This window comes from Acidovorax sp. Leaf73, from assembly GCF_916855635.1.
GTDB classification, from domain to species: domain Bacteria; phylum Pseudomonadota; class Gammaproteobacteria; order Burkholderiales; family Burkholderiaceae_C; genus Acidovorax; species Acidovorax facilis.
This window is the reverse complement of record NZ_CAKASI010000001.1, coordinates 473,498-496,375: the sequence shown is the minus strand read 5'-3', so window position 1 is coordinate 496,375 and position 22,878 is coordinate 473,498. Positions and strand designations below refer to the sequence as shown.

General features: G+C 65.0%; 20 protein-coding genes. 8 read left to right on the top strand and 12 right to left on the bottom strand.

Going from position 1 to position 22,878, the window contains the following annotated elements:
* Nucleotides 1–30 precede the first annotated feature (30 nt).
* Nucleotides 31–1,689, bottom strand: a complete 1,659-nt coding sequence (locus LPA35_RS02405; RefSeq protein ID WP_228894851.1) for an NAD+ synthase — start codon at nucleotides 1,687–1,689, stop codon at nucleotides 31–33.
* Between the two features lie 80 nt (nucleotides 1,690–1,769).
* On the opposite strand from LPA35_RS02405, the gene LPA35_RS02400 reads away from it, so the two are divergent.
* Together LPA35_RS02400 and LPA35_RS02395 are read left to right on the top strand one after the other, a co-directional pair.
* On the top strand, nucleotides 1,770–3,110 hold the full coding sequence (locus tag LPA35_RS02400; protein ID WP_228894849.1) for a GNAT family N-acetyltransferase: 1,341 nt from the start codon (nucleotides 1,770–1,772) through the stop codon (nucleotides 3,108–3,110).
* Between the two features lie 32 nt (nucleotides 3,111–3,142).
* Nucleotides 3,143–3,655 carry a hypothetical protein gene (locus tag LPA35_RS02395; RefSeq protein ID WP_228894848.1) on the top strand — a complete coding sequence of 171 codons (513 nt, stop codon included), beginning with the start codon at nucleotides 3,143–3,145 and terminating at the stop codon, nucleotides 3,653–3,655.
* An 84-nt stretch (nucleotides 3,656–3,739) separates the two neighbouring features.
* Here the strand turns inward: LPA35_RS02395 and LPA35_RS02390 are convergent, their stop codons facing one another.
* The 9 genes from LPA35_RS02390 to LPA35_RS02350 all read right to left on the bottom strand — a co-directional run bounded on the left by LPA35_RS02390 (nucleotide 3,740) and on the right by LPA35_RS02350 (nucleotide 14,200).
* Nucleotides 3,740–4,924 carry a Gfo/Idh/MocA family protein gene (locus tag LPA35_RS02390; protein ID WP_228894846.1) on the bottom strand — a complete coding sequence of 395 codons (1,185 nt, stop codon included), beginning with the start codon at nucleotides 4,922–4,924 and terminating at the stop codon, nucleotides 3,740–3,742.
* 57 nt (nucleotides 4,925–4,981) lie between these two features.
* Nucleotides 4,982–5,992 carry a sugar phosphate isomerase/epimerase gene (locus tag LPA35_RS02385; RefSeq protein WP_228894845.1) on the bottom strand — a complete coding sequence of 337 codons (1,011 nt, stop codon included), beginning with the start codon at nucleotides 5,990–5,992 and terminating at the stop codon, nucleotides 4,982–4,984.
* Between the two features lie 331 nt (nucleotides 5,993–6,323).
* On the bottom strand, nucleotides 6,324–7,301 hold the full coding sequence (locus tag LPA35_RS02380; protein ID WP_121506725.1) for a substrate-binding domain-containing protein: 978 nt from the start codon (nucleotides 7,299–7,301) through the stop codon (nucleotides 6,324–6,326).
* Nucleotides 7,302–7,401: 100 nt separating this feature from the next.
* Nucleotides 7,402–8,448, bottom strand: coding sequence for an ABC transporter permease (locus LPA35_RS02375; RefSeq protein WP_228894844.1), 1,047 nt, complete (start codon nucleotides 8,446–8,448; stop codon nucleotides 7,402–7,404).
* Nucleotides 8,429–9,919, bottom strand: a complete 1,491-nt coding sequence (locus LPA35_RS02370; protein ID WP_370641331.1) for a sugar ABC transporter ATP-binding protein — start codon at nucleotides 9,917–9,919, stop codon at nucleotides 8,429–8,431. The genes LPA35_RS02375 and LPA35_RS02370 overlap by 20 nt, the downstream gene beginning before the upstream one ends.
* Entirely contained in the window at nucleotides 9,916–11,166 is a 1,251-nt protein-coding gene (locus tag LPA35_RS02365) for an ROK family transcriptional regulator (RefSeq protein WP_370641330.1), read from the bottom strand. Before LPA35_RS02365 ends, LPA35_RS02370 begins: the two co-directional genes overlap by 4 nt.
* Nucleotides 11,167–11,303: 137 nt before the next feature.
* A complete protein-coding gene (locus LPA35_RS02360; protein WP_228894842.1) occupies nucleotides 11,304–12,965 on the bottom strand; it encodes an AIPR family protein in 1,662 nt (553 codons plus the stop codon).
* A 302-nt stretch (nucleotides 12,966–13,267) separates the two neighbouring features.
* Entirely contained in the window at nucleotides 13,268–13,744 is a 477-nt protein-coding gene (locus tag LPA35_RS02355) for a cupin domain-containing protein (RefSeq protein ID WP_228894841.1), read from the bottom strand.
* A gap of 57 nt (nucleotides 13,745–13,801) precedes the next feature.
* A complete protein-coding gene (locus LPA35_RS02350; protein WP_228894837.1) occupies nucleotides 13,802–14,200 on the bottom strand; it encodes a 4-oxalocrotonate tautomerase family protein in 399 nt (132 codons plus the stop codon).
* Nucleotides 14,201–14,317: 117 nt separating this feature from the next.
* On the opposite strand from LPA35_RS02350, the gene LPA35_RS02345 reads away from it, so the two are divergent.
* Nucleotides 14,318–15,256 carry a LysR family transcriptional regulator gene (locus tag LPA35_RS02345; RefSeq protein ID WP_228894836.1) on the top strand — a complete coding sequence of 313 codons (939 nt, stop codon included), beginning with the start codon at nucleotides 14,318–14,320 and terminating at the stop codon, nucleotides 15,254–15,256.
* Nucleotides 15,257–15,378: 122 nt separating this feature from the next.
* On the opposite strand, the gene LPA35_RS02340 is transcribed toward LPA35_RS02345, so the two are convergent.
* Nucleotides 15,379–16,101: a class I SAM-dependent methyltransferase gene (locus LPA35_RS02340; protein ID WP_228894832.1), complete on the bottom strand. Its 723-nt coding sequence runs from the start codon at nucleotides 16,099–16,101 to the stop codon at nucleotides 15,379–15,381.
* A gap of 250 nt (nucleotides 16,102–16,351) precedes the next feature.
* Between LPA35_RS02340 and LPA35_RS02335 the strand changes: the two genes are divergently transcribed.
* The 5 genes from LPA35_RS02335 to LPA35_RS02315 all read left to right on the top strand — a co-directional run bounded on the left by LPA35_RS02335 (nucleotide 16,352) and on the right by LPA35_RS02315 (nucleotide 20,603).
* Nucleotides 16,352–16,840: an Rrf2 family transcriptional regulator gene (locus tag LPA35_RS02335; RefSeq protein ID WP_121419747.1), complete on the top strand. Its 489-nt coding sequence runs from the start codon at nucleotides 16,352–16,354 to the stop codon at nucleotides 16,838–16,840.
* Nucleotides 16,803–17,762, top strand: a complete 960-nt coding sequence (locus LPA35_RS02330; RefSeq protein ID WP_228894831.1) for an NAD(P)/FAD-dependent oxidoreductase — start codon at nucleotides 16,803–16,805, stop codon at nucleotides 17,760–17,762. Before LPA35_RS02335 ends, LPA35_RS02330 begins: the two co-directional genes overlap by 38 nt.
* A gap of 201 nt (nucleotides 17,763–17,963) precedes the next feature.
* A complete protein-coding gene (locus LPA35_RS02325; protein WP_228894830.1) occupies nucleotides 17,964–18,842 on the top strand; it encodes a GyrI-like domain-containing protein in 879 nt (292 codons plus the stop codon).
* Nucleotides 18,839–19,825 carry a dienelactone hydrolase gene (locus LPA35_RS02320; protein ID WP_228894829.1) on the top strand — a complete coding sequence of 329 codons (987 nt, stop codon included), beginning with the start codon at nucleotides 18,839–18,841 and terminating at the stop codon, nucleotides 19,823–19,825. Before LPA35_RS02325 ends, LPA35_RS02320 begins: the two co-directional genes overlap by 4 nt.
* A 208-nt stretch (nucleotides 19,826–20,033) precedes the next feature.
* Nucleotides 20,034–20,603: an AAA family ATPase gene (locus tag LPA35_RS02315; protein ID WP_228894828.1), complete on the top strand. Its 570-nt coding sequence runs from the start codon at nucleotides 20,034–20,036 to the stop codon at nucleotides 20,601–20,603.
* Nucleotides 20,604–20,677: 74 nt separating this feature from the next.
* Here LPA35_RS02315 and LPA35_RS02310 read toward each other — a convergent pair whose 3' ends face one another.
* A complete protein-coding gene (locus tag LPA35_RS02310; RefSeq protein WP_228894827.1) occupies nucleotides 20,678–22,864 on the bottom strand; it encodes a TonB-dependent receptor in 2,187 nt (728 codons plus the stop codon).
* Nucleotides 22,865–22,878: the final 14 nt, after the last annotated feature.

Genomic DNA, 22,878 nt, shown 5'->3' with positions numbered 1-22,878 from the left:
AATGGGGGCTGAAAGCGCAGCGCCGAAGCGTCACGCCCTGAATTTGCTGGTGATAGGGTAACGCCAGTCCTTGCCAAAGCTGCGGCGCGTGACGCGAATCCCTACCGGCGCCTGGCGGCGCTTGTACTCGTTGAGCTTGATGAGGCGCGTGACACGCTCCACATCGGCACGTTCAAAGCCGCTGGCGATGATGGACTCGATGGGCTCGTCGTTCTCCATGTAGCGCGCCACGATGGCGTCCAGCACCTCGTAGGGCGGCAGGCTGTCCTGGTCTTTCTGGTCGGGCCGCAGCTCGGCGCTGGGCGGGCGCGTGATGATGCGCTCTGGAATCGGACTGGCGCCCGTGCCATACGGGTCGTTGGCGTTGCGCCAGCGGGCCAGGTCGAACACGCGGGTCTTGGCCACGTCCTTGATCACGGCGAAGCCCCCTGCCATGTCACCGTACAGCGTGCAGTAGCCCGTGGACATCTCGCTCTTGTTGCCCGTGGTGAGCACGATGGAGCCGAACTTGTTGGACAGCGCCATGAGCAGCGTGCCCCGGATGCGCGCCTGCAGGTTTTCTTCGGTCGTGTCTTCGGGCAGCCCTGCAAAATCGCTGGCCAGTGCGGCCTTGAAGGCCTCGAACTGCGGCTTGATGGAGATCTCGTCGTAGCGCACGCCCAGGCGCTCGGCCATGTCGCGCGCATCGATCCAGCTGATGTCGGCCGTGTAGGGCGAAGGCATCATCACCGTGCGCACCTTGTCGGCCCCCAGCGCATCCACGGCAATCGCCAGCACCAGGGCCGAATCGATGCCCCCCGACAGCCCGAGCAGCGCACCGGGGAAGCCGTTCTTGCCCACATAGTCGCGCACGCCCAGCACCAGGGCATCCCACAGGTCGGCCTCCAGGCTTTTCTCCGGGGCCACCTCTGCTTCAATTTTGATAGCTGATTGCACTTGATGGACCTGCGCAAACACCAGTTTTTCTTCAAAACCTGGCCCCCGGCAGGCCACCAAGCCATCGGCGTTGAGCGCGAACGAGCGGCCTTCAAACACCACCTCATCCTGCCCGCCGACCAGGTGCGCGTACACCAGCGGCAAACCCGTCTCGGCCACACGCTCGCGCATGGTGGCTTCGCGCTCGGCGCTCTTGCCCAGGTGGAAAGGCGATGCATTGATCACCGCCAGCATTTGTGCCCCCGCTGCGGCAGCATCGCGTGCAGGGGTGGCAAACCACGCGTCTTCGCACACCAGCACCCCCACGCGCACGCCTTCCACCTCGAAGATGCAAGGCTTGTCGCCCGCCACAAAGTAGCGGCGCTCGTCAAACACCTGGTAGTTGGGCAGTTCGCGCTTGGCATAGGTCTGCTCGATCTGCCCATCGCGCAGCAGGCTGGCGGCATTGAAGCAAGCGCTGAACGCCGGAGCATCGGGCGCCACGGCCTGCGGGTGGCCCAGCACGATGGCCAGGCCTTTCAACCCCGCAGTCTCGCGGGCCACGGTTTTCACGGCATCATCACAGGCCGCAATGAAGGCGGGGCGCAGGAACAGGTCTTCGGCCGCATAGCCGCAAATCGCCAGCTCAGGCGTCAGCAGCAAACGGGCGCCCTGGGCATAAGCCTCGCGGGCCGCCGCAATGATCTTTTGGGCGTTGCCGGGCATATCGCCCACAACAAAGTTGAGCTGCGCAGTGCAAATGGAGAGCGTCATGGAACTGGAATCGGCCCCTGCGGCCAGGTTGAACACCGCCCACACGGGCCCGCAGCTTGCAAAACAAAACCGGGGCGTGCATGGCTGAATCTGCCATTATCGCCCGCGTACTTGCCACTGCGCTGGACGTGGATGCTGCGGCCTGGAACACCCTGCTGGCCCAGCAAAGCCACCCCACGCCCTTCATGCGCCACGAGTACCTGGCCGCCCTGGAGACCAGCGACAGCGCCACCCCACGCACCGGCTGGGCGCCGCGCTTCATGACCCTGTGGGAGGGCGACACCCTGATTGCCGCCTGCCCGCTGTACCTCAAGAACCACTCCTACGGCGAGTACGTGTTCGACTGGGCCTGGGCCAGCGCCTACGAACAGCACGGCGTGCCCTACTACCCCAAGGCCGTGATCGCCGTGCCCTTCACCCCCGTGCCGGGCAGCCGCCTTTTGGCCCGTGACGATGCTGCACGCGCCCTGCTGGTGCAGGCCGTGTGCCAGTGGTGCGAGGACGAAAACGTGTCGTCCGTGCACATCCTGTTTGCCAGCGACGACGACGTGCTGACCAGTGCGCAGCAAGACCTGATGCTGCGGCACACCGTTCAATTTCATTGGAAGAATGTGGCCCCCACGCTCCCCGCTGCGCGTGGTTCGCTGCCCCCCGAGGGGGCCCTCACCGCCTTGGGGCGGCCCGGCGGCGGCGAGAACGTTGCCCCCACGCTCCCCGCTGCGTCTGATGCACCCTCCCCCGACAGCACCTTGCCCGGCGGCGGCTCGGGCCAACCCTTCAAAGACTTCGACCACTTCCTTGCCAGCCTCTCCCAGGACAAGCGCAAGAAGATCCGCCAGGAGCGCCGCCGCGTGGCGGATGCCGGGGTCAGCTTCCGTTCGTCGCGTGGTGCGGACATCAGCGCAGCCGACTGGGATTTTTTCTACCGCTGCTACGAACGCACCTACCTCGAACACGGCAACCCGCCCTATCTCACGCGGGACTTCTTCGCCCGCATGGCGGCCCACATGCCCGAGGCCTGGCTGCTGTTTGTGGCCGAGCGCGACGGCCAGCCAATTGCTAGCAGTTTGATAGCTATCAGCGCTTTACCATCCAGCGCTGGCAGCCAAAAAGACCAAAACATTGTGGCCTACGGCCGGTATTGGGGCGCGCTGGAGCGCGTGGACTGCCTGCACTTCGAAGCCTGCTACTACCAGCCACTGCAGTGGTGCATCGAGCACGGCGTGATCCGCTTTGAGGGCGGCGCCCAGGGCGAGCACAAGATGGCCCGCGCCCTGCTGCCTGTGCAAGCCACCAGCGCCCACTGGCTGGCGCACCCGGCTTTTGCCGACGCGGTGGAGCGGTTCCTGCAGCGCGAAGGCGCCGGGGTGGCTGAGTACCTGAGCGAACTGCACGAACGCAGCCCGTTCAAGACAGCCTGAGCGAGCGCAACGCCAGCCCGCCCCACACCAGCTTGCACCAGCCTGACAACGCCACCAGCGCGTTGGATGCGCCCAACCTCGGGTTCTCCCGACCTCGGCACAGCTTTTGCAACGGCATACTGGCGGCCGCCCGCACCCGGGCTGCGCACCACGGCGGCCCATCCGCCCGCCCGTCAACCCACAGCACCCTCACCATGGCCGCTCCGCAGCATGTCCCATTTCTGACGGTGGAAGACGAAGACGACTGGGTCGTCTCATTCGCGCTGGGCCCACAGGGCGCCCACCGCCTCACCCTGGTACGTACCCCCCGGCTGGAATTCATGCTGCGGCCCGAGCAGCGCGGTGTGTCGGTGGGTGCCGAAGCGGGCCAGCGCCCCGCCCTGCTGGTCGCGGTGCAGTGGGGCCCCAAAAGCGTGGACGTGGTGTCCACCGCCAAGCGCTACAGCCTGGACATCAGCAAGGTGGACAACGCCACCCGCACGGCGGCACTGCGTGTGCTGGGCAAGATGAACTTTGACCAGCGGTTTCAGCTGGCAGGCAACTGACCAACGGCTGCAGACGGCCCGTCAAACGCTCACAAATAGATAGCTGTCTGCGCTTTCCTGACAAGCGCTAAGGGCCAATCTGATTCAAACATTCGGGCCAGCAGAGTGGGCCAATGCGGTCCATTTGCGCTCGCTCGCAGCGGACTCCACCACCTTTTCGATAAAGCGCACCCCCTCGGCACCATCTTCCACGCGCGGATAGTCGGCCGCCAAAGGGTCGGCCGCGCAGCCAGCGGCACGCGCGCGGATGTCGGCCGCCACACCCAGGTAGATGTTGGCAAAGGCTTCGATGAACGCCTCGGGGTGCCCCGCAGGGATGCGCCCGGCGCGCCGCGCCGATTCGCACAGCCACGGCGAGCCGCGCGTGAGGATGCGGCGCGGGCCGTCCACGGGGGAGTGGATGAGCTGGTTGGGCTCTTCCTGCCGCCAGGTGATGGTGCCCAGCGTGCCCGAGACCTGCAGGCGCAGGTCGTTCTCCAGCCCCGCTGCCACCTGCGATGCCACGATGAAGCCGCGTGCGCCGCTGTCGTAGCGCAGCAGCAGCTGGGCGTCGTCGTCCAGCTGCCGCCCGGCACCAAAGGTGGTGAGGTCCGCACACACCCAGGCGGGGTGCTGGCCGGTGACGGTGGCGGCCAGATTTTCGGCGTGTGATCCGATGTCGCCCAGGGTGCCTGCGCTGCCGCTGCGCGCCGGGTCCAGCCGCCAGTCGGCCTGCTTGTTGGCGCCGCCCTCTTCCACTGCGGTGGCCAGCCAGCCCTGGTTGTATTCGACGGTGATCTTGCGGAGCTGGCCCAGCACGCCGCTGTGCACCAGGTGGCGCGCCTCGCGCACCATGGGGTAGCCGGTGTAGTTGTAGGTCACGCCGAACACGGTGCCCGCCCTCTTCACGGCGGCCACCAGCTCGTCGGCCTGCGCGCTGGTGTGCACCAGCGGCTTGTCGCACACCACATGGAAGCCCGCCTGCACAAACGCCAGGGCCACCGGGTGGTGCACATGGTTGGGGGTGACGATGCTCACCAGGTCGATGCGCTCATGTGCGGGGCGGCGCAGTTGGTCGGCCAGCAGGTCCTGCCAGCTGCCGTGGTTGCGGTCGTCCGCCAGACCCAGTTCGGCGCCGGATGCGCGGGCCCGCTCGGGCGAGGATGACAGCGCACCGGCCACCAGCTCGAACTGGCCGTCGAGCGCCATGGCCTTGCGGTGCACCGCGCCGATGAAGGCGCCGTGGCCGCCGCCGACCATGGCGTAGCGGAGCTTTTGGGGACTGGACATACGAAACGCCTTTGCTCGCTGTGTGTTGTTGTTTTCGGTTTTGTGGACGGCGTGCGGCTAGGCCTGCTTGTCGCGCGCAAACACGGCGTCGAACGCGCCGGCAGCGGGCTTGAAGTCGAGCCGCTTGCAGAACGCCGCACTCTCCGTGGCGCCGTGCACGCGGTCCATGCGACTGTCCTCCCACTCCACGGAAAGCGGGCCCTGGTAGCCGATGTCGTTGAGCGCGACGATGATGGATTCGAAATCGATCATCCCGCGCCCCACGCTGCGAAAGTCCCAGTTGCGCCGCGCATCGCCAAAGCTGGTGTGCCCGCCAAAGGTGCCCACCGTGCCATCGCCCTTGCCCCACCACACGTCCTTCATGTGGGCGTTGTAGATGCGGCCGGCAAACTGGCGGATGAACTTCACGTAGTCCACGCCCTGGTAGGCCAGGTGACTGGGGTCGTAGTTGAAGCCAAAGCGCTTGTTGCTGCCCACGGCTGCAATCGCGCGCTCGGCCGAGGCGATGTCGAACGCGATCTCGGTGGGGTGCACTTCGAGTGCAAAGTTGATGTCGTGCGCTTCGAACACATCGAGGATGGGGCCAAAGCGCTTCGCAAAATCAGCAAAGCCCTTGTCCCAATATTCCTGAGTGGTGGGCGGGAAGGCATAGATCGAATGCCACACCGATGAGCCGGTGAAGCCCGTCACTGTCTTCACGCCAAACTTCGCGGCAGCGCGCGCCGTGTCGGCCAGCTCGGCAGCAGCGCGCTGGCGCACACCCTCGGGCTTGCCATCGCCCCACACATGGGGCGGAAGGATGGACTGGTGGCGCTCGTCGATCAGATCGCACACGGCCTGGCCCACCAGGTGGTTGCCAATGGCAAAACACTGCAGGCCGTGCTGGGCCAGCAATGCGTGTTTGTCTTTGACGTACTGGGGCGACGACAGCGCCTCCCGCACGTTGAAATGGTCGCCCCAGCAGGCCAGCTCCAGGCCGTCGTAGCCCATGCTTTTGGCCAGGGGCGCGAGTTCTGCCAGCGGCAGGTCGGCCCACTGGCCGGTGAAGAGGGTGACGGGTCTTGGCATGGCGGCTCCAAGGGACGTTGGGTTGCAGGTTCGAAGCGGCTATAAGCTATATTTTCAATAGCTGCTAGCGCTTACTGGATAAGCGCTAGATGCCAATTTGGCTTGATTTTTCACACATCTCAGATCGCCCCTCACACCCTCTCCCCTGGTGGGAGAGGGCCGGGGAGAGGGGGGAGTGAAACGGGCGCGGCGCGGAATGCAGCCCCCCTCTCCCCCACCCTCTCCCGCGAGGGGAGAGGGGGTCAACCCCCAGCGCCGCTGCGGGTGCACGGGCTGATGTCCTCATCTGAGGGATGTTCCTGATCAGGCAACTTGACTCACATTGACGCCATCAAAACGGCGAATCAGGAAAGTAGAAGTCCTTCGCCGTTTCCTTCGTGATCAGCACCGACGGAATGATGGTGTTGGCGGGCAGCTTCTCGCCCTTGATCCGCGCCTCGGCCGTGAGCTTGATCGAGTCGTAGATGAACTTGGGGCTGTACGACACGTTGGCCTGGATCAGCGGGTTGCTGCCGTCCATCAGCGTCTTGATCATGCCCTTGGCACCCGCGCCGCCGAACACCAGCTTGATGTCCTTGCGCTTGGCCTGCTCGATGGCCTTGAGCACGCCCACGGCCATGTCGTCGTCGGCAGCCCACACGGCGTCGATCTGCGGGAAGCGGGTCAGGTAGTCCTGCATCACCTTGAAGGCGTCGTCGCGGTTCCAGTTGGCGTACTTGGCGTCCAGCAGCTTGATGCCGGGGTGGTTCTTCAGCACGCTGTTGAACGCGTCCATGCGCTCGTTGTCCAGCGTGGTCGCAATGCCGCGCATGGCCACCACGTTGCCCTTGCCGCCCAGCGCTTTGGCGATGTACTCGGCCGGAATCTTGCCGAACGCCGTGTTGTCACCCGCCACATACGCGTCCTGCGCGCTGGTGTCGGTCAGGCCCCGGTCCACCACCGTCACGTACACGCCCTTGGCCTTGACCTGGGCCACGGGCTTGGTCAGCGCGGCGGATTCGAACGGGAAGATCACCAGTGCATTGATCTTGTTCACCGTCACCAGGTCTTGCAGCTGGTTGGCCTGCTCGGGCGCGCCACCTGCGGTCTTCACGATGACCTGCAGGCCGGGGTGGGCCTTCTCCAGGTCCTTCTTGGCCTGGTTGGCCCAGTAGACGATGCCGCCGGTAAAGCCGTGCGTGGCCGACGGAATGGCCACACCCACCACCGTCTTGTTGGCCTGCGCCATGGCGGGGGCGGCCAATGCGAAGGCGGCGGCGCCCACGGCCGAGAGGGCCAGGCGGCGGGTGAAAGAAAGTTGGCTGTTCATGCGTTGTCTCCTGTTGCTTTGGAATATGGCCATGGAAGCTGGCCGGCTGGGGAACACGAAAGTCAAACGACCTACCGAGAAAACCAATCCAGAAAATCCATCACCGTTTTCCGCGCTGCATGAACGCTACGGCAATGATCACGAAGCCCTGCACCGCCGCATTCAGGTACACGCTGATGATGCTGGTGAGGTTGAGGATGTTGCTGATGACCGAGAGCAGGATCGCGCCCACCACCGTGCCGGTGATACTGCCCGCCCCGCCTTTCAATACCGTGCCGCCCACGATGACCGCGGCAATCGCCTCCAGCTCCCACAGCAGCCCCGTGGTGGGCGATGCGGACCCGAGGCGCGGCACATACAGCAGTGTGGCGATGCCCACGCACACCCCGAGCAGCATGTACGCGAGGATCTTGATCTTGTGCACATCTACCGCCGCGTACTGCGCCACCTGCTCGTTGGAGCCGATGGCCTGCACATAGCGGCCATAGGCCGTGCGGTTCAGGATGACGCCGCCGATGACAGCCACCAGCAGAAAGATCCACACGGGGATGGGCACGCCCAGCAGGTTGGCGTAATACACCGGGCTGTAGATGTCCGACAGATCGTTCTCCAGCGTGATCGCCCCGCCGTTCGAGAAATACGTGAGGTAGGCGCGGAAGATGCCCAGCGTGCCCAGCGTGACGATGAAGGGCTCGATACGCCCCTTGGTGATGAGCAGCCCATGCACCAGCCCGAACACCGCGCCCAGCACCACCGCCAGCAGCATGCCCACCACCACGGCCGCCATCGGCGAGCCCAGCACGGGCGCCATCGCGTTCATGAACAAGATGACCGAGCCCGCGATCAGCGCCGCCATGGACCCCACTGACAAATCGATGCCGCCCGAGATGATCACAAAGCACATGCCCACCGCGATGATGCCGATGAAGGCCGTGCGCGTGAGCACGTTCATCACGTTGTCGTAAGTAGCAAAGTTGCTGTTGAGCAGCGTGCCGGCAACGCACAGCAGCACCAGGCCGATGACCGGGCCCAGACCGTGCAGCTTGCCCCACCAGGCCGTGGCGCCGCCGTGGCGGCCTGCACCGGGCACAGCGGGTGCTGCGGCAGCCGCTGCGGTGGGTGCGTTTTCAGCGGGTACCTGTGGCATGTGCAATCAACTCCTCTTCGGTCAAATTTGGCTCTTGCAGCGTGGTCTGCAGCCGCCCGGCGCGCATCACCGCCACGCGGTGGCACAGGCCGATCAGCTCCATCAGTTCAGACGAAATCACCACAACAGCCAGCCCCTGCTCTGCCAGGCGCTGCACCAGGTGATAAATCTCGCGCTTGGCGCCCACGTCCACGCCGCGCGTGGGCTCGTCCAGCACCACCACGCTGGGGCCGGGGTGCAGCACCTTGGCCAGCGCCAGCTTTTGCTGGTTGCCGCCCGACAGCGACGACGCGCGCACCTCCAGCGAGCCGGTGCGGATGCCGAACTCCTGCACCGCATCGCGCAGCGCGGCCTGCTCGGCCGCCGGGTCGAGCCAGGGCTTGGCGTACCGCTCCAGCGCCATCAGCGTCAGGTTGGGCCGCAGGCTGAAGTGCACGTGCAAGCCCTTGCCCTTGCGGTCTTCGCTCAGGTACGTCAGGCCGTGGCGCGCCGCATCGCGCGGGCTTTTCAAATTCACCGGTTTGCCCGCCAGCTCCACCGTGCCGGCCGAACGCGGGCGCAGGCCCAGCAGGCCCTCGAACAGCTCGGTGCGGCCAGCGCCCACCAGCCCGGCAAAGCCCAGAATCTCGCCACGCCGCACGTCAAAGCTCACCTCCTCTGCCCAGCCCGGCACCGAGAGACCGCGCACCTTGATGGCGGGCTCTCCACCCGCAGGCGCAGGCCGCTTGGGCGGGAACAAATCGGCCAGCTCACGCCCCACCATCAGGTTGGCCATCTGCCGCCGCGTCACGCTGGCCGTGGGCTCGCGCGCCACCAGCAGGCCGTCGCGCATCACCACCACCTCGTCGGTGGTGCGCTCCACCTCGTCGAGCTTGTGCGATATGTAGATGATGGTCACGCCCGCAGCCTTGAGCCCGGCCATCAGCGCAAACAGGCGCTCCGTCTCGCCGGGGGTCAGCGTGGCGGTGGGCTCGTCCATGATGAGCAGGCGCGCATTGCGGGCCAGCGCACGGGCAATCTCCACCAACTGCTTTTCGGCCACGATGAGCTTGCGCACCCGCGTGTCCGGGTCCAGCGGCAAGCCCACTTTGGCAAGCGCCTCGCGCGTCTTCTCGCGCATCGCCTTGTCATCCAGAAAAAGCCCGCGCTTGATCTCGTGGCCCAGAAAGATGTTCTGCGCAATCGTCAGGTCGTCCGCCAGGTTGAACTCCTGGTGGATGAGCACAATGCCCTGCGCCTCGGCCGCGCGCGATCCGCCGCCCGGGGCGCGCACCGCGCCGTCCACCACCACCTCGCCGGTGGTCGGGCTCTCGTACCCCGCCAGAATCTTCATCAGCGTGGACTTGCCCGCGCCGTTCTCGCCCAGCAGGCCGTACACCCGGCCCGGCTGCAGCGCAAAGCCGACGCCGTGCAACACGCGCACGGGACCAAACTCCTTGGTCACATTGCGGAACTCGACGGCTACGCTCATCGCGCTGCCCCTGTTCCTACAACTGCTCCAGCGCCCGCACCCGTCACCGAACCCGCACGCGACAGGCTCTCCTGCATCGCCAGCACGCCCGCACCCACCACACCGGCATCGTCGGCCAGCGGCGCGTATTGAATCTCCAGGTGCCGCGTAGAGAGCGCTAGCGACCGGTGGTACACGCTCTGCCGCACCGACGCGAGGAACAGCGGCCCCATGTCCGTCACCCGCCCCGCAATGAACACATGCGACGGGTTGAAGAAGTTGACGATGGACGCCAGCATCTGCCCCACCAGGCTGCCCGCGCGCTGGATGATGGCGTTGGCCGCCACATCGCCCGTGCGGCTGGCCTGGGCCACGTCTTCAATCGTCAGCATGCCCGTGCTCTGCAGCCGCTCCGCCAGCAGTGCGCTCTCGCCGCGCTGCGCGGCCTCAGTGGCCATGCGCGCCATGGCGGGCGCTGCAGCCATCGCCTCCACACAACCCTGGTTGCCGCAGTGGCAGCGCGGGCCGTGCTGGTCCACACAGATATGGCCCACGTCGCCCGCCGAGCCATTGGCGCCCCGGTACACCTGCCCGTGGCACACAATGCCGCAGCCAATGCCCGTGCCCACCTTGATGACCAGAAAGTTGGGCAGATTGCGCTGCAGCCGGTACATCTCGCCCAGCGCCATCAGGTTCACGTCGTTGTCCACAAACACCGGCGCGGCAAACGCCTCGCGCAGGTAGTCGCGAATGGAAAAGCCGTCCCAGTCGGGCATCAGCGGCGGGTTGACGAGCTGCCCGCTTTCAAAATCCACCGGCCCCGGCACGCCCATGCCAATGGCAATCACCTGGTTAGGCGCCAGCCCGCAGCGCGCCAGCAGCTCCCGCATCAGCCCCCGCACCCGCGCCAGGATCACGCCCGGCCCCTGGCGCACATCAATGGGCTCGCGGTGCCGCGCCAGCACCGTCATGTCGGGCCGCATGATGGCTATTTGCATGCTGGTGGCGCCCAGGTCGGCGCCAATCACCACGCCCAGGGTTTCGCTTAAACGCAGGGTTTCGGCCCGTCGGCCGCCAGAGGATTCCTGCAGGCCCACCTCGTCGAGCAGGCCTTCATCGAGCAGCGCCGCGACCATGGCGTTGGCCTTGCTCTTGGAAAGGGCCAAGCGCTGCGCCAGCGCATTGCGCGACGCGCCTGCGGACCAGAAGATGGTCTGCAAGACGCTCAGGTCTTCAGTGCCGCAGTGACTCCAGCGGGTGGATGGCAAGGCTTGTCTCCTGTCATGTTTATGTGCAGCACCTCATGGGGGTGGGCGCTTGACAGGGATGCTATGCGGTCTACTTTGGCCGGGCAAGACTGAACTTTGACCCAATTTAAACCGAAAAATTGGGTTGAGAGCTAAATTCAGGCTTTGACGAATTTAGCTTCACTCAAAAATTTTGACAGCTCTGCACATTTCTGAGAATTCTTAAAGAAGACTGCCAGATATGAATCTGGATAATTTGTTTTAATAAAATCCTCAATATAAATTACTGATTGATCGATAAAATCGCTTAGCTTTGTTGAATTAGCGATAAGCTTTTGCCCGCCAATATTAAATGCAGCCCAAGAAATTATCCTATTACCATGAATGAGTATTTGCTTTTTTCTCTGCGTTGCTGCAAGCTGGCGAAGTTGTATTGAATGATCAACCCTCCGTCCTTGCTGAACTACAGACCAAGCTTCCTCACCCGTGATGCTTGACTTGAATAGAGAACTGTAACTAGAAGACTTCCGGTCAAGTAGAGAACCCACATTTCTCTTAGCGATGACTGACTGCGAGACAGAAGGATCTGCGCAAGCGAGCGCGATCATCATTTCTTGCACATCAAAGCCTTTCGCTGTATCGATAACATTTTCGCCAGACCTAAAAACGTATTGCACGCCTTTTGAATGAAGTTCATTTTTGAGCCTAGTTTGATTAGGATCAAGCGCTAGGAAGTCTTTTTCTTCAACTTTGTTTTGGCGGTTAGTTGCGACCGTAACCACATCCGTAAAACCAAGGGGCGCTCCTTCTAGTGATATTACTTTTATCATTGCAAACGCTTTAGCCAAGTTCCCCGAATACTTTTCCGAGGCTTTCGCAATGGACCCGACTGTTTGAGCGCCATTTACAATCTGAATTCCCTGAAACACGAACGTACCCGCCTGCCGAGTGTCGCCCCCGAACGCAGTTTTAGAGAACTGGGTGCAAATTGCAGTTACTCCGTTATTTAAATACCAAAACTCTTCCGGTTTAGTTGCCAGCGTGGCGACGATTTGGTTATTAACTTCCCCATCCCCCAGAAAAGATCTAATGTTTGGCTCAAACAATGACTCACCCACGTCAGCATACAATTTCGCGAGATCCGTGCAAGATATTCTTCCGTATAGCGCTTGATACGGCTCCATCGACTGCCCCCAATCAAGCAGCATTGCTGTAAATGGGGGTTGAGCTGAAAGAGTTGCCGTACGGAAGTACCGGTGCAAAGTTTTTAAATCCAGCACTTTGACTGTTAAGTACTCTGTGACTGCATTCTGGTCCTGCTCAAATTGAGACAACACTTCTCGACACTCTTCGCCCAAAGGATTATCACCGGTAAAGGCAACAGCGACTACCACGGAAACATCAGGCTTTAACAAAGCTTGGTCTATAGCAGATTTGTGGTTTTTAAACTTCGGCGAAAATGAATCCCAGTTTGCAGCAAGGACCAGCCTGACGCCATGCAAGAATTTTAATATATCCCCCTTGGATATCGTCTTTGTTCCATTGGAATGCCACTTGGATTGAACGAAAACCAGTGTGTTTCTCGACTCATCAAAGTAACACCCATCTATTCCTTGGTCCCTTACTCCGTCAAACACAGCCGAAGCGGCTTGAGCAATTGAGGCGCCAGTCAGTCCACAAATAGAAAAAGCAGTGAGAGACCTGCTAAGCGTCGCCGCTTTCTTATCATCAGAGGATTTTTCCGAGAGGTCTGCGACATCAATAGATGCGGCAAGCGCATTAGAAAAGTATTGCTCAAGCTGACGGACATGAACTGACATTTTGGCTTTCAGTTAATCTTTGAATTGATGACCAATAGGGCCGCTTCATCCTAGCCCAAGTTACATATGAATGCACTGAAATTTTGCTCACAAATTTCGTCGCAGCTTGTCACGCGAGCCTAGTCCTCCAATTCCAGCGAGCCGCCTGCGCCCACCACCAAAGCCTCCATGCTGCGAAGATTTGCTCTCATTTTTATAGCTTACAGCGCTTGATTAATAATCGCTACAGCCTTTTTTAAATCGTATTCCCGTGGTGAATTTGCTTGCCTGGACTGCATAAGCGTGATCCGCCAAGCTGGCCCCTAGCAAAGATCACGCGGCACCACCTCCACCGCTTCGCACCAGCGGTGATAGTCCGCCCGCCGATCCGCAATAGTGATCCGCTGCCGCACCGTGTGATGCGGCCCCAGGTATTCCACACTGCCCTTGACCACCACATGCACCAGCAGCGTTTCGGTACCCGTCGCCTCCCACCAGTCCACATTGCCGGCGGGCTCGTGGATGTAGTCGCCCGGCCGCACCACGCGGCCGTCGTTCAAGCGGCGCTCGCCCGCCAGCGTCAGGGCGTGCACTTCGCCCGTGTGCCGGTGCAGGCCCAGCCGCGTGCCGGGCGACAGGCGCATCAGTTCCACCCAGCCGGCATCGTCGGGCAAGAACTGGATGGGCAGGGACCACTTGCCTTCGCCTTCAGGAATCCAGTCCGCCAGGCCTGCGCGCTCCAGCGTCTGGGCCACGATCACATCGGCAAGATGGTTGTTCGTTGTCGTCATCGTCGTCATGTCGGTGCTCCTGGGTAAGTAGCTACTGGTTGATGGCTCGCTTGATTGCTTGATTGCTTATTGCTCGGGGTGCTGGTGGCGGTATTCCTGCGTGCGGCCGCCAAAGCCGTATGCGGCGGCGCGCACGTCCTGCACGTAGACGTAGCTTTCGGGGTGCAGCGCGCCCAGCAGGCCCTCGAAGGCTGCGAACGCCTCGGCGATGTAGCGCGCCTTCTCGGCCTTGGTGTTGGTCTCGTCCACCACCTTGACGTCGAAGTAGAAGCTTGATTGCTTGAGGTCGGCCAGCGACCGGCCGGCGACGTACCAGTCGGCCGGGTCCACAAAGGTGATGACCACAGCGGTGAGGTCGCGCCGCTTGCCGAGCACGCGGGTGGTCAGGTCCAGCAGGGTGTCTGCAATGCGGGCAGACAGCTCGGGTGTGCGTTGGGCAGACACTTTGACGTTGAGGATGGGCATGGAGGGCTCCTGTTGAATGCATCGGGTTGAACGAGCCTTCACTGTAGAAATTGCGCCCCGCCACGGAAACCGCCCGTGGCGATAATGGCTTTTGCTCCGCACGCAAAGGCGCGCACGATGAAAAATCAACCCCGCTCCTTCCTCCCCGATCCGGCCGACCTGCGGTGGCTGGTGCGGTCGCTCGACCTGCGCTCGTTTTCTGCAGCGGCGCGTGAGATGGATGTGGCGGTGTCGGTGGTCGCGCGCGGTGTGGACCGGCTGGAGGCCGGCTACGGCGTGCGCTTGCTGCGCCGGTCCACGCACGGCCTGTCGGCCACGCCCGAGGGCGCAGAACTGGCGCAGGAAGCGCGTGCCTTGCTGGCGCAGCTGGAGGACATCGGTGCATCGCTGTCGGACCAGCGCAGCCGCGTGGCGGGCACCTTGCGCCTGGCCTCCAGCCAGGAGATTTGCGAGGCGCTGGTGCTGCCCCACCTGGCGGACCTGCAGGCGCGCTACCCCGCGCTGCGGGTGGAGCTGCTGGCCGATGACCGCGTGGCCGACCTGGTGACGGAGGGCATCGACGTGGCGCTGCGCACCACCGTGGGCCACAGCGACCTCGTGGTGGCGCGCGCGCTGGGCCGGTTCGAGCGGCGCCTGTACGCGGCCCCTGGATATTTGGAACAGCACGGCACGCCCGCCGAGCCTAGCGAGCTGCAGCAGCACCACACCGTCACGCACACCGCGCAGGGGCCTGCCGTGACCTGGGCTTTTCGCGATGCACAAGGCAAGCCGCTGGAGGTGACCGTGCGCTCGCGCCTGGCCGCCAGCAGTTCGGCCCTGGTGCACCACGCACTGGTGAGCGGCGCGGGCATCGGCATGCTGTCCAGCCCGCTCGCGGCGGCCGATGTGGCGCAAAGCCGGTTGGTGGAGGTGCTTGCGCCTTTTGCGTCCCGCACGGTGCACACGCTGTACGCGGTGTCGTCACCGGGCCGGCGCAATGCGGCCAGGGTGAAGGCGGTGATTGATTTTTTGGTGAAAGCGTCGAAGGACCGGTGGGCGCTGGCGCCTGTGCGTTGAAGGTGTTTTGTGCACCACGGGCTGGCTGGCACGGGGGCCGGTGACCCCAGCCGCAAGAAAGCCTGGGGGTGCGCAAGGTGCGGGCACGCGGGGTCAGTGAGTTGCCCCGCTTTCGTTGGTTGCTAGCAGGCCGATGCCACCCAGCCCCGGAACGCAAAGCCCATGTAAAACATCTGCACATCGCTGAATCCGGCCTCGCGAAGGATCGCTTCGTCTTCCTGCGGCGTCAGCACCGCCAGCTCCGCCGCAATCTTGTCTCGCGCCCTGGCCGCGTGCTCCAGCGGCACACCGGACGCCACCTGAAACGCGGCGTAGCGTGACAGCCACAGATCGCGCTCCCCTGCCCCGCCCTCGCCGCCAGGGCCAGCGCCATCCGCCACGCTCAGATGCGCCGCCACTAGCGGCGCCCCGGGCTTCAGCCGCCGCCGGATCTCCGCCGCCATGGCCGCACGCTCCTCGCGCGGCACAAAGTGAAAAGTCAGCAGGCACGTAGCGCCGTCGAACGGCCCGGCCGGTGCGCTCTGCACATAGCCGTGGTGCAGCGCCACGCGGTCACCAGGTACGCCCGCGCTCTGCAGCCGCTGCGCCGCCAGGTCCAGCATGGGCTGGCTGGGGTCCACGCCGTCGAAGCGCCAGCCGGGGTGCGCCCGCGCCATGTCTTCCAGCTCCAGCCCGCCGCCTGCGCCCACCACCAGCACGCGACCATCGGCGGGCACGCGCTCGGCCAGCAGGATACGGGACATGCGCAGCAGGCTGTCGTAGCCAGGCACGTTGCGGCGGGGGCCATCGGCGTAGCGGGCGACGGCAGTGGGGTCGGAGAAGGGGGATGCGGTGGGATGGGTCATGGTGTGTGGTGCGCGCGGTGGGTACTGCGCTGTTGCGATGAGTTTGTCCAACGGGTTTGCCAGGTCAGCGCAGGGTTTCGGCAAGCTCAACCCGAATGGTTAGGGCGGGCAACGTCTGTCAGAAATTAAGCCAAATTGGCCTCTAGCGCTTATTCATCAAGCGCTAGCAGCTATCAATTCAGTAGCTTCCTGTTCGTGCGCCAGCACTGTTTCTGGTTGCATGCTAGCATCACGCAACTTTAAATGTTGCATGAAACGAGATAGCCGACTTTCCAATGTTCTCCACGCGCTGCTGCACATGGCAGAGATGGAGGGGCCTGCTACATCTGAGGCCATGGCGCGGGCCATGCAGACCAACCCCGTGGTGGTGCGCCGCCTGATGGCGGGGCTGCGGTATGCGGGCTTTGTCACCTCGGCGAAGGGGCATGGCGGCGGGTGGGTGCTGTCGTGCCCGCTCACCGACATCACGCTGCGCGACATCTACGAGGCGCTGGGCGCGCCCACGCTTCTGGCGGTGGGCAACAGGGTGGAGAGCCCCGGCTGCATCGTCGAGCAGGCGGTGAACCGCGCGCTGACCGACGCCTACCAGGCGGCCGAAGAGGCGCTGCTGGCGCGGCTGGGCGAGGTAACGCTGGCGCAGCTGTCGGCCGAGTTTCATGAACGCATGGTGGCTGGGTGCCACGGTCACAAGGAGATGGAGCATGGCGACGGCAGCAATGGCAAAAACCCAGGCGTATGAGGTGATCGTGATAGGCGGCAGCTTTGCCGGCCTGTCGGCCGCGATGCAACTGGCGCGTGCCCGGCGGCGGGTGTGTGTGGTGGACGCAGGCCAGCCGCGCAACCGGTTTGCGGCAGCGTCGCACGGCTTCTTCGGGCAAGACGGCGAGCCGCCGCTGGCAATGATCGAGCAGGCGCGGCGCAAGCTGGCGGCCTACCCCACGGTGGTTTTTGTGCAGGGCACGGTGGTGGCGGCCACGGCGCAGCAACGCGCCGGGTCACCAGAGAACGGGTTTGAAGTGGTGCTGGACGATGGCGCAACCATGGAGGCGCACAAGCTGGTGCTGGCGTTTGGCGTGCAGGATGGTTTGCCTGAGATTGCAGGCCTGCGCGAGCGCTGGGGCGCATCGGTTTTGCACTGCCCGTATTGCCATGGGTATGAATTTGCGGGCCAGCGGCTGGGCGTGCTGTACCACTCGGCAGGCTCGGCCATGCACGCGCAGCTGATTGCCGACTGGGGCCCGACCACCCTCTTACTGAATGGCGACACCACGCTGGAAAGCACCGAGCGCGAGCGGCTGCTGGCGCTGGGCATCACCATCGAGCCCGCGCCCATCGCCGCGCTGGAAGGCCCGGGCCAGGCGCTGCAGGGCGTGCGCCTGCAGGCCACCGGCAGCGGTGACGCGCGCGTGGTGCCGCTGGCTGCGCTGTATGTGGCAGCCACCACCCGCCCTGCCAGCCCGCTGGCCGAGCAGCTGGGCTGCGCGTTTGACGATGGGCCCATGGGCCCGTACCTCCGCACCGATGCCAACAAGATGACCACCGTGCCCGGCGTGTATGCCGCTGGCGACCTGACGCTGATGCGGCACAACGCCACGCTGGCCTCGGCCGAAGGCGTGCTGGCGGGTGTGGGGGCGCACCAGGCGCTGGTGTTTGGGCAATAAGAGCAGCTAACAAAACTCTTCTGGCGTTGTTGCCGCGTCTTGTCGTACTGCTCGTATTGCCTGCGACGCAGCGCCTAGCCAGAACCGCTTCGCTCATTTTTGTCAGCCGCTCTAAGTAGCGCAGCGCTGCTGCGGCACCAGGCTACAAAGTAGCAAGATCGGCTAAGTACCGGCGCGCAAGCTGCGGCACACTCTGCGGCCATGAGCCTGGACCAGAGCGCCGATCAGCACTACCGCGACCGCGTGGCCCGCGTGATCGCCCACATCGTGGCGCACCCGCTGGCAGCGCATCGGCTAGAGGACCTGGCCGCCATTGCCCATTTTTCCCCTTTCCACTTCCACCGCGTCTACAGCAGCATTGCGGGCGAAACCGTGGCCGCCACGGTGCGCCGCGTGCGCCTGGCCTTGGCCACGCGGCTGCTGGAGCAAGGCGGGCAGAGCATCACCCAGGTGGCACTGGAGGTGGGCTACGACAGCCCGCAGGCCTTCACCCGTGCGTTCAGCCAGTTCACCGGACAGTCGCCACGGGCGTTCCAGCGGGACATGCACCGCCTCATCCTTGATTCAGGCGCCACAAACGCGCACGCAAACACGCATACAAAGGCCGAGCAAACGCTGGCCGTGCAGATCGTTGAGCGCCCGGCGCAACGCCTGCATGCGTTGCGCCACCAGGGGCCGCCATCCACCATCCCCCACACGCAGCGGCGGCTGTACCTGCAGTGCGGCCAGCGCGCGGTCCACCGGCTGGGCGCATCGTGCGGAGACCCGCAGGACGTGGAGGGCGGCGGCTTTCGCTACTACGCGGCCGTGGTGCTCCCCGACGCGCCCTCAGCGGCAGACAACGGGCTGGAACGGCTGGACATCCCCGCGGGGCTGTACGCACGCCACACGCTCACCGGCCCCTATACGCGCATCAACGCGGCACTGGCGGCCATCCACACACGCTGGCTCCCGGCCAGCGGCTACGAGCCGGACGACCGCCCCACGCTGGAGCACTACCTCAACTCGCCCCGCAACGCCGCGCAGGCGGACCTGCGCACCGACCTGCTGATTCCCATCCGACCCACCCCATCCCTATGACCCGTTTTCGCCGGCTCTTTCGTTCCCTTTTGCCCGCAGCGCTGTGCTGCGCCGCCACCCTGGCCCACGCTGCAGGCTTTGCCTTTATCGAGGTGCCTGCTGACAAGGACGGGCCCGCGCTGCGCGGCGCCGTGTGGTCGCCCTGCAGCACGCCGCCGGGCCGCATCGACCTGGCGCCGCTGGTGGTGCAAGGCACGCGTGACTGCCCCGTAGCTGGCCAGGGCCTGCCGCTGGTTGTGGTGTCGCACGGCGCGGGCGGATCGGCCCTGGGGCACCACGACACGGCGGCCACGCTGGCCGACGCAGGTTATGTGGTGGCCGCCATCAGCCACCCGGGTGACAACTTTCAGGATCTGAGCCGCCAGGGCTACCTGTCGGCCTTTGCCACGCGGCCGGTGGACATGAAGCGGCTCACGGATTACATGCTGGGCGCCTGGCCCCAGCGCGCGCAGCTGGACGCGGGCAAGGTCGGTTTCTTCGGCTTTTCACGCGGCGGCTACACGGGCCTGGTGGCCATCGGCGCCGTGCCGGACTGGACGTCACGGCAAGACCTGTGCTCGCCGCTATCCACCCGGCCCTTGTGCGGCGAGATCCGGCGCAAAGAAATCCCCGCCACTCCTGCGCCGGACCCGCGCATTCGGGCGGCAGTCATCGTCGACCCCTTGAGCGTCTTCGATGCCAAGGGCCTGGGGCACGTCAAAACCCCCATCCAGTTGTGGGCCTCGGCGCTGGGTGGTGATGGCGTCACGCTGCAAAGCGTGGAGACGGTGCGCCAGGGCCTGCCCAGCGCACCCGACTGGCAGCTGGCGGCCAACGCCGGGCACTTCGCCTTTCTGGCGCCTTGTTCGCCTGCGTTGGCCGACGTGGCACCGGAGATTTGCCGTGATGCACCGGGGTTTGACCGGGCGGCTTTTCACCAGGGTTTCAATGCCCAGGTGCTGGCTTTCTTTCAGCGGCACATCGCGGCAGCCAAAGCGCCCTGAGGGCAGGCTGGGATTCGTCGCACCCACATGGCCCGTGGGTTGACGCAGCCAGCGCCTGCCACCTACACTGCCAACCTCGCATCTGGTCCTTGGGACCGGAGCGACCGCAAAGCCCTCCACCACCGTTGAGGGTTTTTTTTCGTCCGCCCTATGGAAAGCTCTCCCTGCTTGCAGAGAGGGCTTTTTGCATTTCTGGAGCCTTTTTCTCATGCACACCGCTTCGACCCACACCGCCCCCGCAGCCGTTGCCGGCACCGCCCCCCGCATTCACCTGGTCATCGGCCCGGTGGGAGCGGGCAAGTCCACTTTTGTGCGCCACCTGGTGCAGCAGCACCGCGCCGTGCCGCTGAACCTGGACGACTGGATGGCCACGCTGTTCTCGCCTGACCGGCCCGACACGGCTGACATGGCCGATGTGATGGCCTGGTATGTGCCGCGCACGCTGCGCTGCCTGGCGCAAATCTGGAAGACCGCCGAAGCCGTGCTGGATGCGGGCCACGATGTGGTGCTGGAGGTAGGCCTGATCCAGCAGCACCAGCGCGACGCCTTCTATGCCCGCATGGGGCTGTGGGCCGACGCCATGGTGGTGTATGTGCTCGATGCTCCGCGCGAGGTGCGCCGCGAGCGTGTGTTGCGGCGCAATGCCGAACAGGGAGCGACGTTTTCGATGGTGGTGCCGCCGCACATCTTTGAGCTGGCCAGCGACCTGTGGCAACCGCCCGGCGATGTGGAGGGCGCGGAACGCACCGTGGTGTTTGTGCCGTTGGCGGAGCGGTAGGCCGTGGTTGCAGCTGTGCTTGCACGCAGGCCCTTCCGTGGCGATGGAAGTGCCCCGGGGCCCGACCACCTCGACTACATGAACTGCGCGCGCAGCCCCACCATGAGGCGCCTGCCCGCTGCGGGCTCGAAGTAGCGGCCGTTGGCGTCGTTCACGATGAGGGTGGCTGCGTGGTGGCGGTTGAACACGTTGTCGAGCCGGGCCCAGAGCTGCCAACGCGTCGTGCCTGCACCTGCACCTGGACCTGCTTGTTGGCCGCCCCAACCGTAGGCCGCGTGCAGGCCCAGCACGGCAAAGCCGGCGGCCCGCTCGCTGTTGATATCGTTGGCAAACACGGGGGCCGACACGTTCGCCGTGGCGCCCAGCTGCCAGCGCGTTGTGGGCGCGTAGTCGATGGCAAGCTGCACAGCGTGCCGCGCTGTGCCCGGCAACTGGTTGCCTGTGGCGACGATGGCTCCCCCCGCCCCTGCGTAGGCGCTGCCAAAGTGGGCATCCAGGTAGGTGTAGCTGGCGCGCGGGGCCCAGGCGCCCCACTTGGCACGCCAACCCAATTCAAGCCCCCGGCGCCGCACGTTGTCCACGTTCTGGAACACCGAGCGGCCGTTGACCGTGGCCGCGGGCACGATCTCGCCCTGGCTGCGGGTGTCGAACCATGCCAGCTCCAGCTGCTGGTGGGTGCCTTGCCACTTGGCGCCCAACTCCCACTGGCGGCTGCGGGCGGCAGCCAGGCCGAAATTGGGGCCGGTGTTGCCGGTGCTGTAGGCCATCTCGGCCAGCGTGGGGGTTTCAAAGCCCTGGCCTACGTTGGCGTACAGGTTGACCTGGTCGGTGGCAGCCCACACCAGACCCAGCGCGGGGCTGGTGTGGCGCCAGTTGCGCGCGCCACTGTCGTCGGGATTGGCGGGGGTGATGTAGCGGTCATCCACCTGCACGCGCACCTGGCTGGCGCGCAGCCCGGCGATGGCGCGCCAGCGGGGCGAGAGCCAGGTGTCTACCTGGGCATACACATCGGTGTTGGTGGCACCGTCTTGCTCGTCGCGCCGCAGCGCGCCGCTGGTGCCCGCGTTGTTCACAAACCCCTGGCGGTGTTCAGACAGGCGGTTGGCCTCTGCCCCCATCGTCCACGTCAGCGGCAGGCCCGAGGGCAGGCGCACGGCCCGCGTCCAGGTGGCGGCCGCGCCCTGGTAGCTGCGGTCCAGGTCCACCACCCCGCCTGCGCTGTTGGCCGCCGCGCCGCTGAAAGACAGGTACTGCGTGAGCTGCCGCCCACCGCCATAGGCGCGCAGCCGCACGCTGTCGGTGTCACTGAGCTGGCGCTCCAGCACCAGGCCCAGCTGGTTCTGGTCCACCGACTTGCGGGTGTTGAAGGTGGTGGCCAGGGCGCTGGCCTGGCGCGGGTCGCCATCGAATTGCGCGCGCGTGAGGCCCAGTGGGTCTTGCGCCTGGGGCTGGTCGTACAGGTTGACCAGGGCCGTGATGCGCGTGCGGCTGTCGGGCTGGGCCTGCAGCTTGGCGTTGAGGTGCGTGCGCCGCGCGGCGCTGTGGCCGCGCCAGCCCTCGGTTTCGAAGTGCGACACGCCCACCAGCCCGCCCAGGCGCTGGTCGCCAAAGTCCAAGGATGCGTCCACCAGCCGCTGGCCGAGCGCGCCCAGCACCACCCCCGCCTGGGCGCCACCGCCGGGCCGGGGATCGCGGGTGGTGACCTGCACCACGCCCCCTGCGGCGTTGCCATACAGCTGCGCGAGCGGGCCGCGCAACACTTCGACCTGGCTGGCCGACGGCAGGTGCGCGGTGGCCGCCTGGCCCTGGCCGTCGGGCATGGTGGCGGGGATGCCATCCACCAGAATGCGCACACCCCGCACACCAAAGGTGGCGCGGGAGCCAAAGCCACGCACGGCGATCTGCAGATCCTGCGCGTAGTTGCCCCGGTCTGTGGCCACCACGCCAGCCTGCCCGGCCAGCAGCTCTGACAGGTTCACCAATGGCGTGGGGGCCGTGAAGGCATCCACGGCCACGCTGCTGTGGCTGGCGGCACTGTCAAACTGGCGCTGCGCCTGCGCGCTGCCGGTGACCTGCTGGGTTTCAAGTGTGGGGGGCGTGGTGGGTAGTGACTGGGCGGGATCGGCCGGGCTATCATGCACATGGGCATGGGCATGGGCATGGGCATGGGCGTGCGCCACCACGCACGCGCAACTGGCCAGGATGCGGGCAACCCGGTTAACTTGGGCGGCGTGGGGCCAATGGGTGGCTGCAAAAGACATGGGTGCCGATTCCT

Coding starts and splice junctions, on each gene's coding strand:
- LPA35_RS02405 (WP_228894851.1), bottom strand. CDS start 1,689: ATGACGCTCTCCATTTGCACTGCGCAGCTCAACTTTGTTGTGGGCGAT.
- LPA35_RS02400 (WP_228894849.1), top strand. CDS start 1,770: ATGGCTGAATCTGCCATTATCGCCCGCGTACTTGCCACTGCGCTGGAC.
- LPA35_RS02390 (WP_228894846.1), bottom strand. CDS start 4,924: ATGTCCAGTCCCCAAAAGCTCCGCTACGCCATGGTCGGCGGCGGCCAC.
- LPA35_RS02385 (WP_228894845.1), bottom strand. CDS start 5,992: ATGCCAAGACCCGTCACCCTCTTCACCGGCCAGTGGGCCGACCTGCCG.
- LPA35_RS02380 (WP_121506725.1), bottom strand. CDS start 7,301: ATGAACAGCCAACTTTCTTTCACCCGCCGCCTGGCCCTCTCGGCCGTG.
- LPA35_RS02375 (WP_228894844.1), bottom strand. CDS start 8,448: ATGCCACAGGTACCCGCTGAAAACGCACCCACCGCAGCGGCTGCCGCA.
- LPA35_RS02370 (WP_370641331.1), bottom strand. CDS start 9,919: ATGAGCGTAGCCGTCGAGTTCCGCAATGTGACCAAGGAGTTTGGTCCC.
- LPA35_RS02360 (WP_228894842.1), bottom strand. CDS start 12,965: ATGTCAGTTCATGTCCGTCAGCTTGAGCAATACTTTTCTAATGCGCTT.
- LPA35_RS02355 (WP_228894841.1), bottom strand. CDS start 13,744: ATGACGACGATGACGACAACGAACAACCATCTTGCCGATGTGATCGTG.
- LPA35_RS02350 (WP_228894837.1), bottom strand. CDS start 14,200: ATGCCCATCCTCAACGTCAAAGTGTCTGCCCAACGCACACCCGAGCTG.
- LPA35_RS02345 (WP_228894836.1), top strand. CDS start 14,318: ATGAAAAATCAACCCCGCTCCTTCCTCCCCGATCCGGCCGACCTGCGG.
- LPA35_RS02340 (WP_228894832.1), bottom strand. CDS start 16,101: ATGACCCATCCCACCGCATCCCCCTTCTCCGACCCCACTGCCGTCGCC.
- LPA35_RS02335 (WP_121419747.1), top strand. CDS start 16,352: ATGAAACGAGATAGCCGACTTTCCAATGTTCTCCACGCGCTGCTGCAC.
- LPA35_RS02330 (WP_228894831.1), top strand. CDS start 16,803: ATGGCGACGGCAGCAATGGCAAAAACCCAGGCGTATGAGGTGATCGTG.
- LPA35_RS02325 (WP_228894830.1), top strand. CDS start 17,964: ATGAGCCTGGACCAGAGCGCCGATCAGCACTACCGCGACCGCGTGGCC.
- LPA35_RS02320 (WP_228894829.1), top strand. CDS start 18,839: ATGACCCGTTTTCGCCGGCTCTTTCGTTCCCTTTTGCCCGCAGCGCTG.
- LPA35_RS02315 (WP_228894828.1), top strand. CDS start 20,034: ATGCACACCGCTTCGACCCACACCGCCCCCGCAGCCGTTGCCGGCACC.
- LPA35_RS02310 (WP_228894827.1), bottom strand. CDS start 22,864: ATGTCTTTTGCAGCCACCCATTGGCCCCACGCCGCCCAAGTTAACCGG.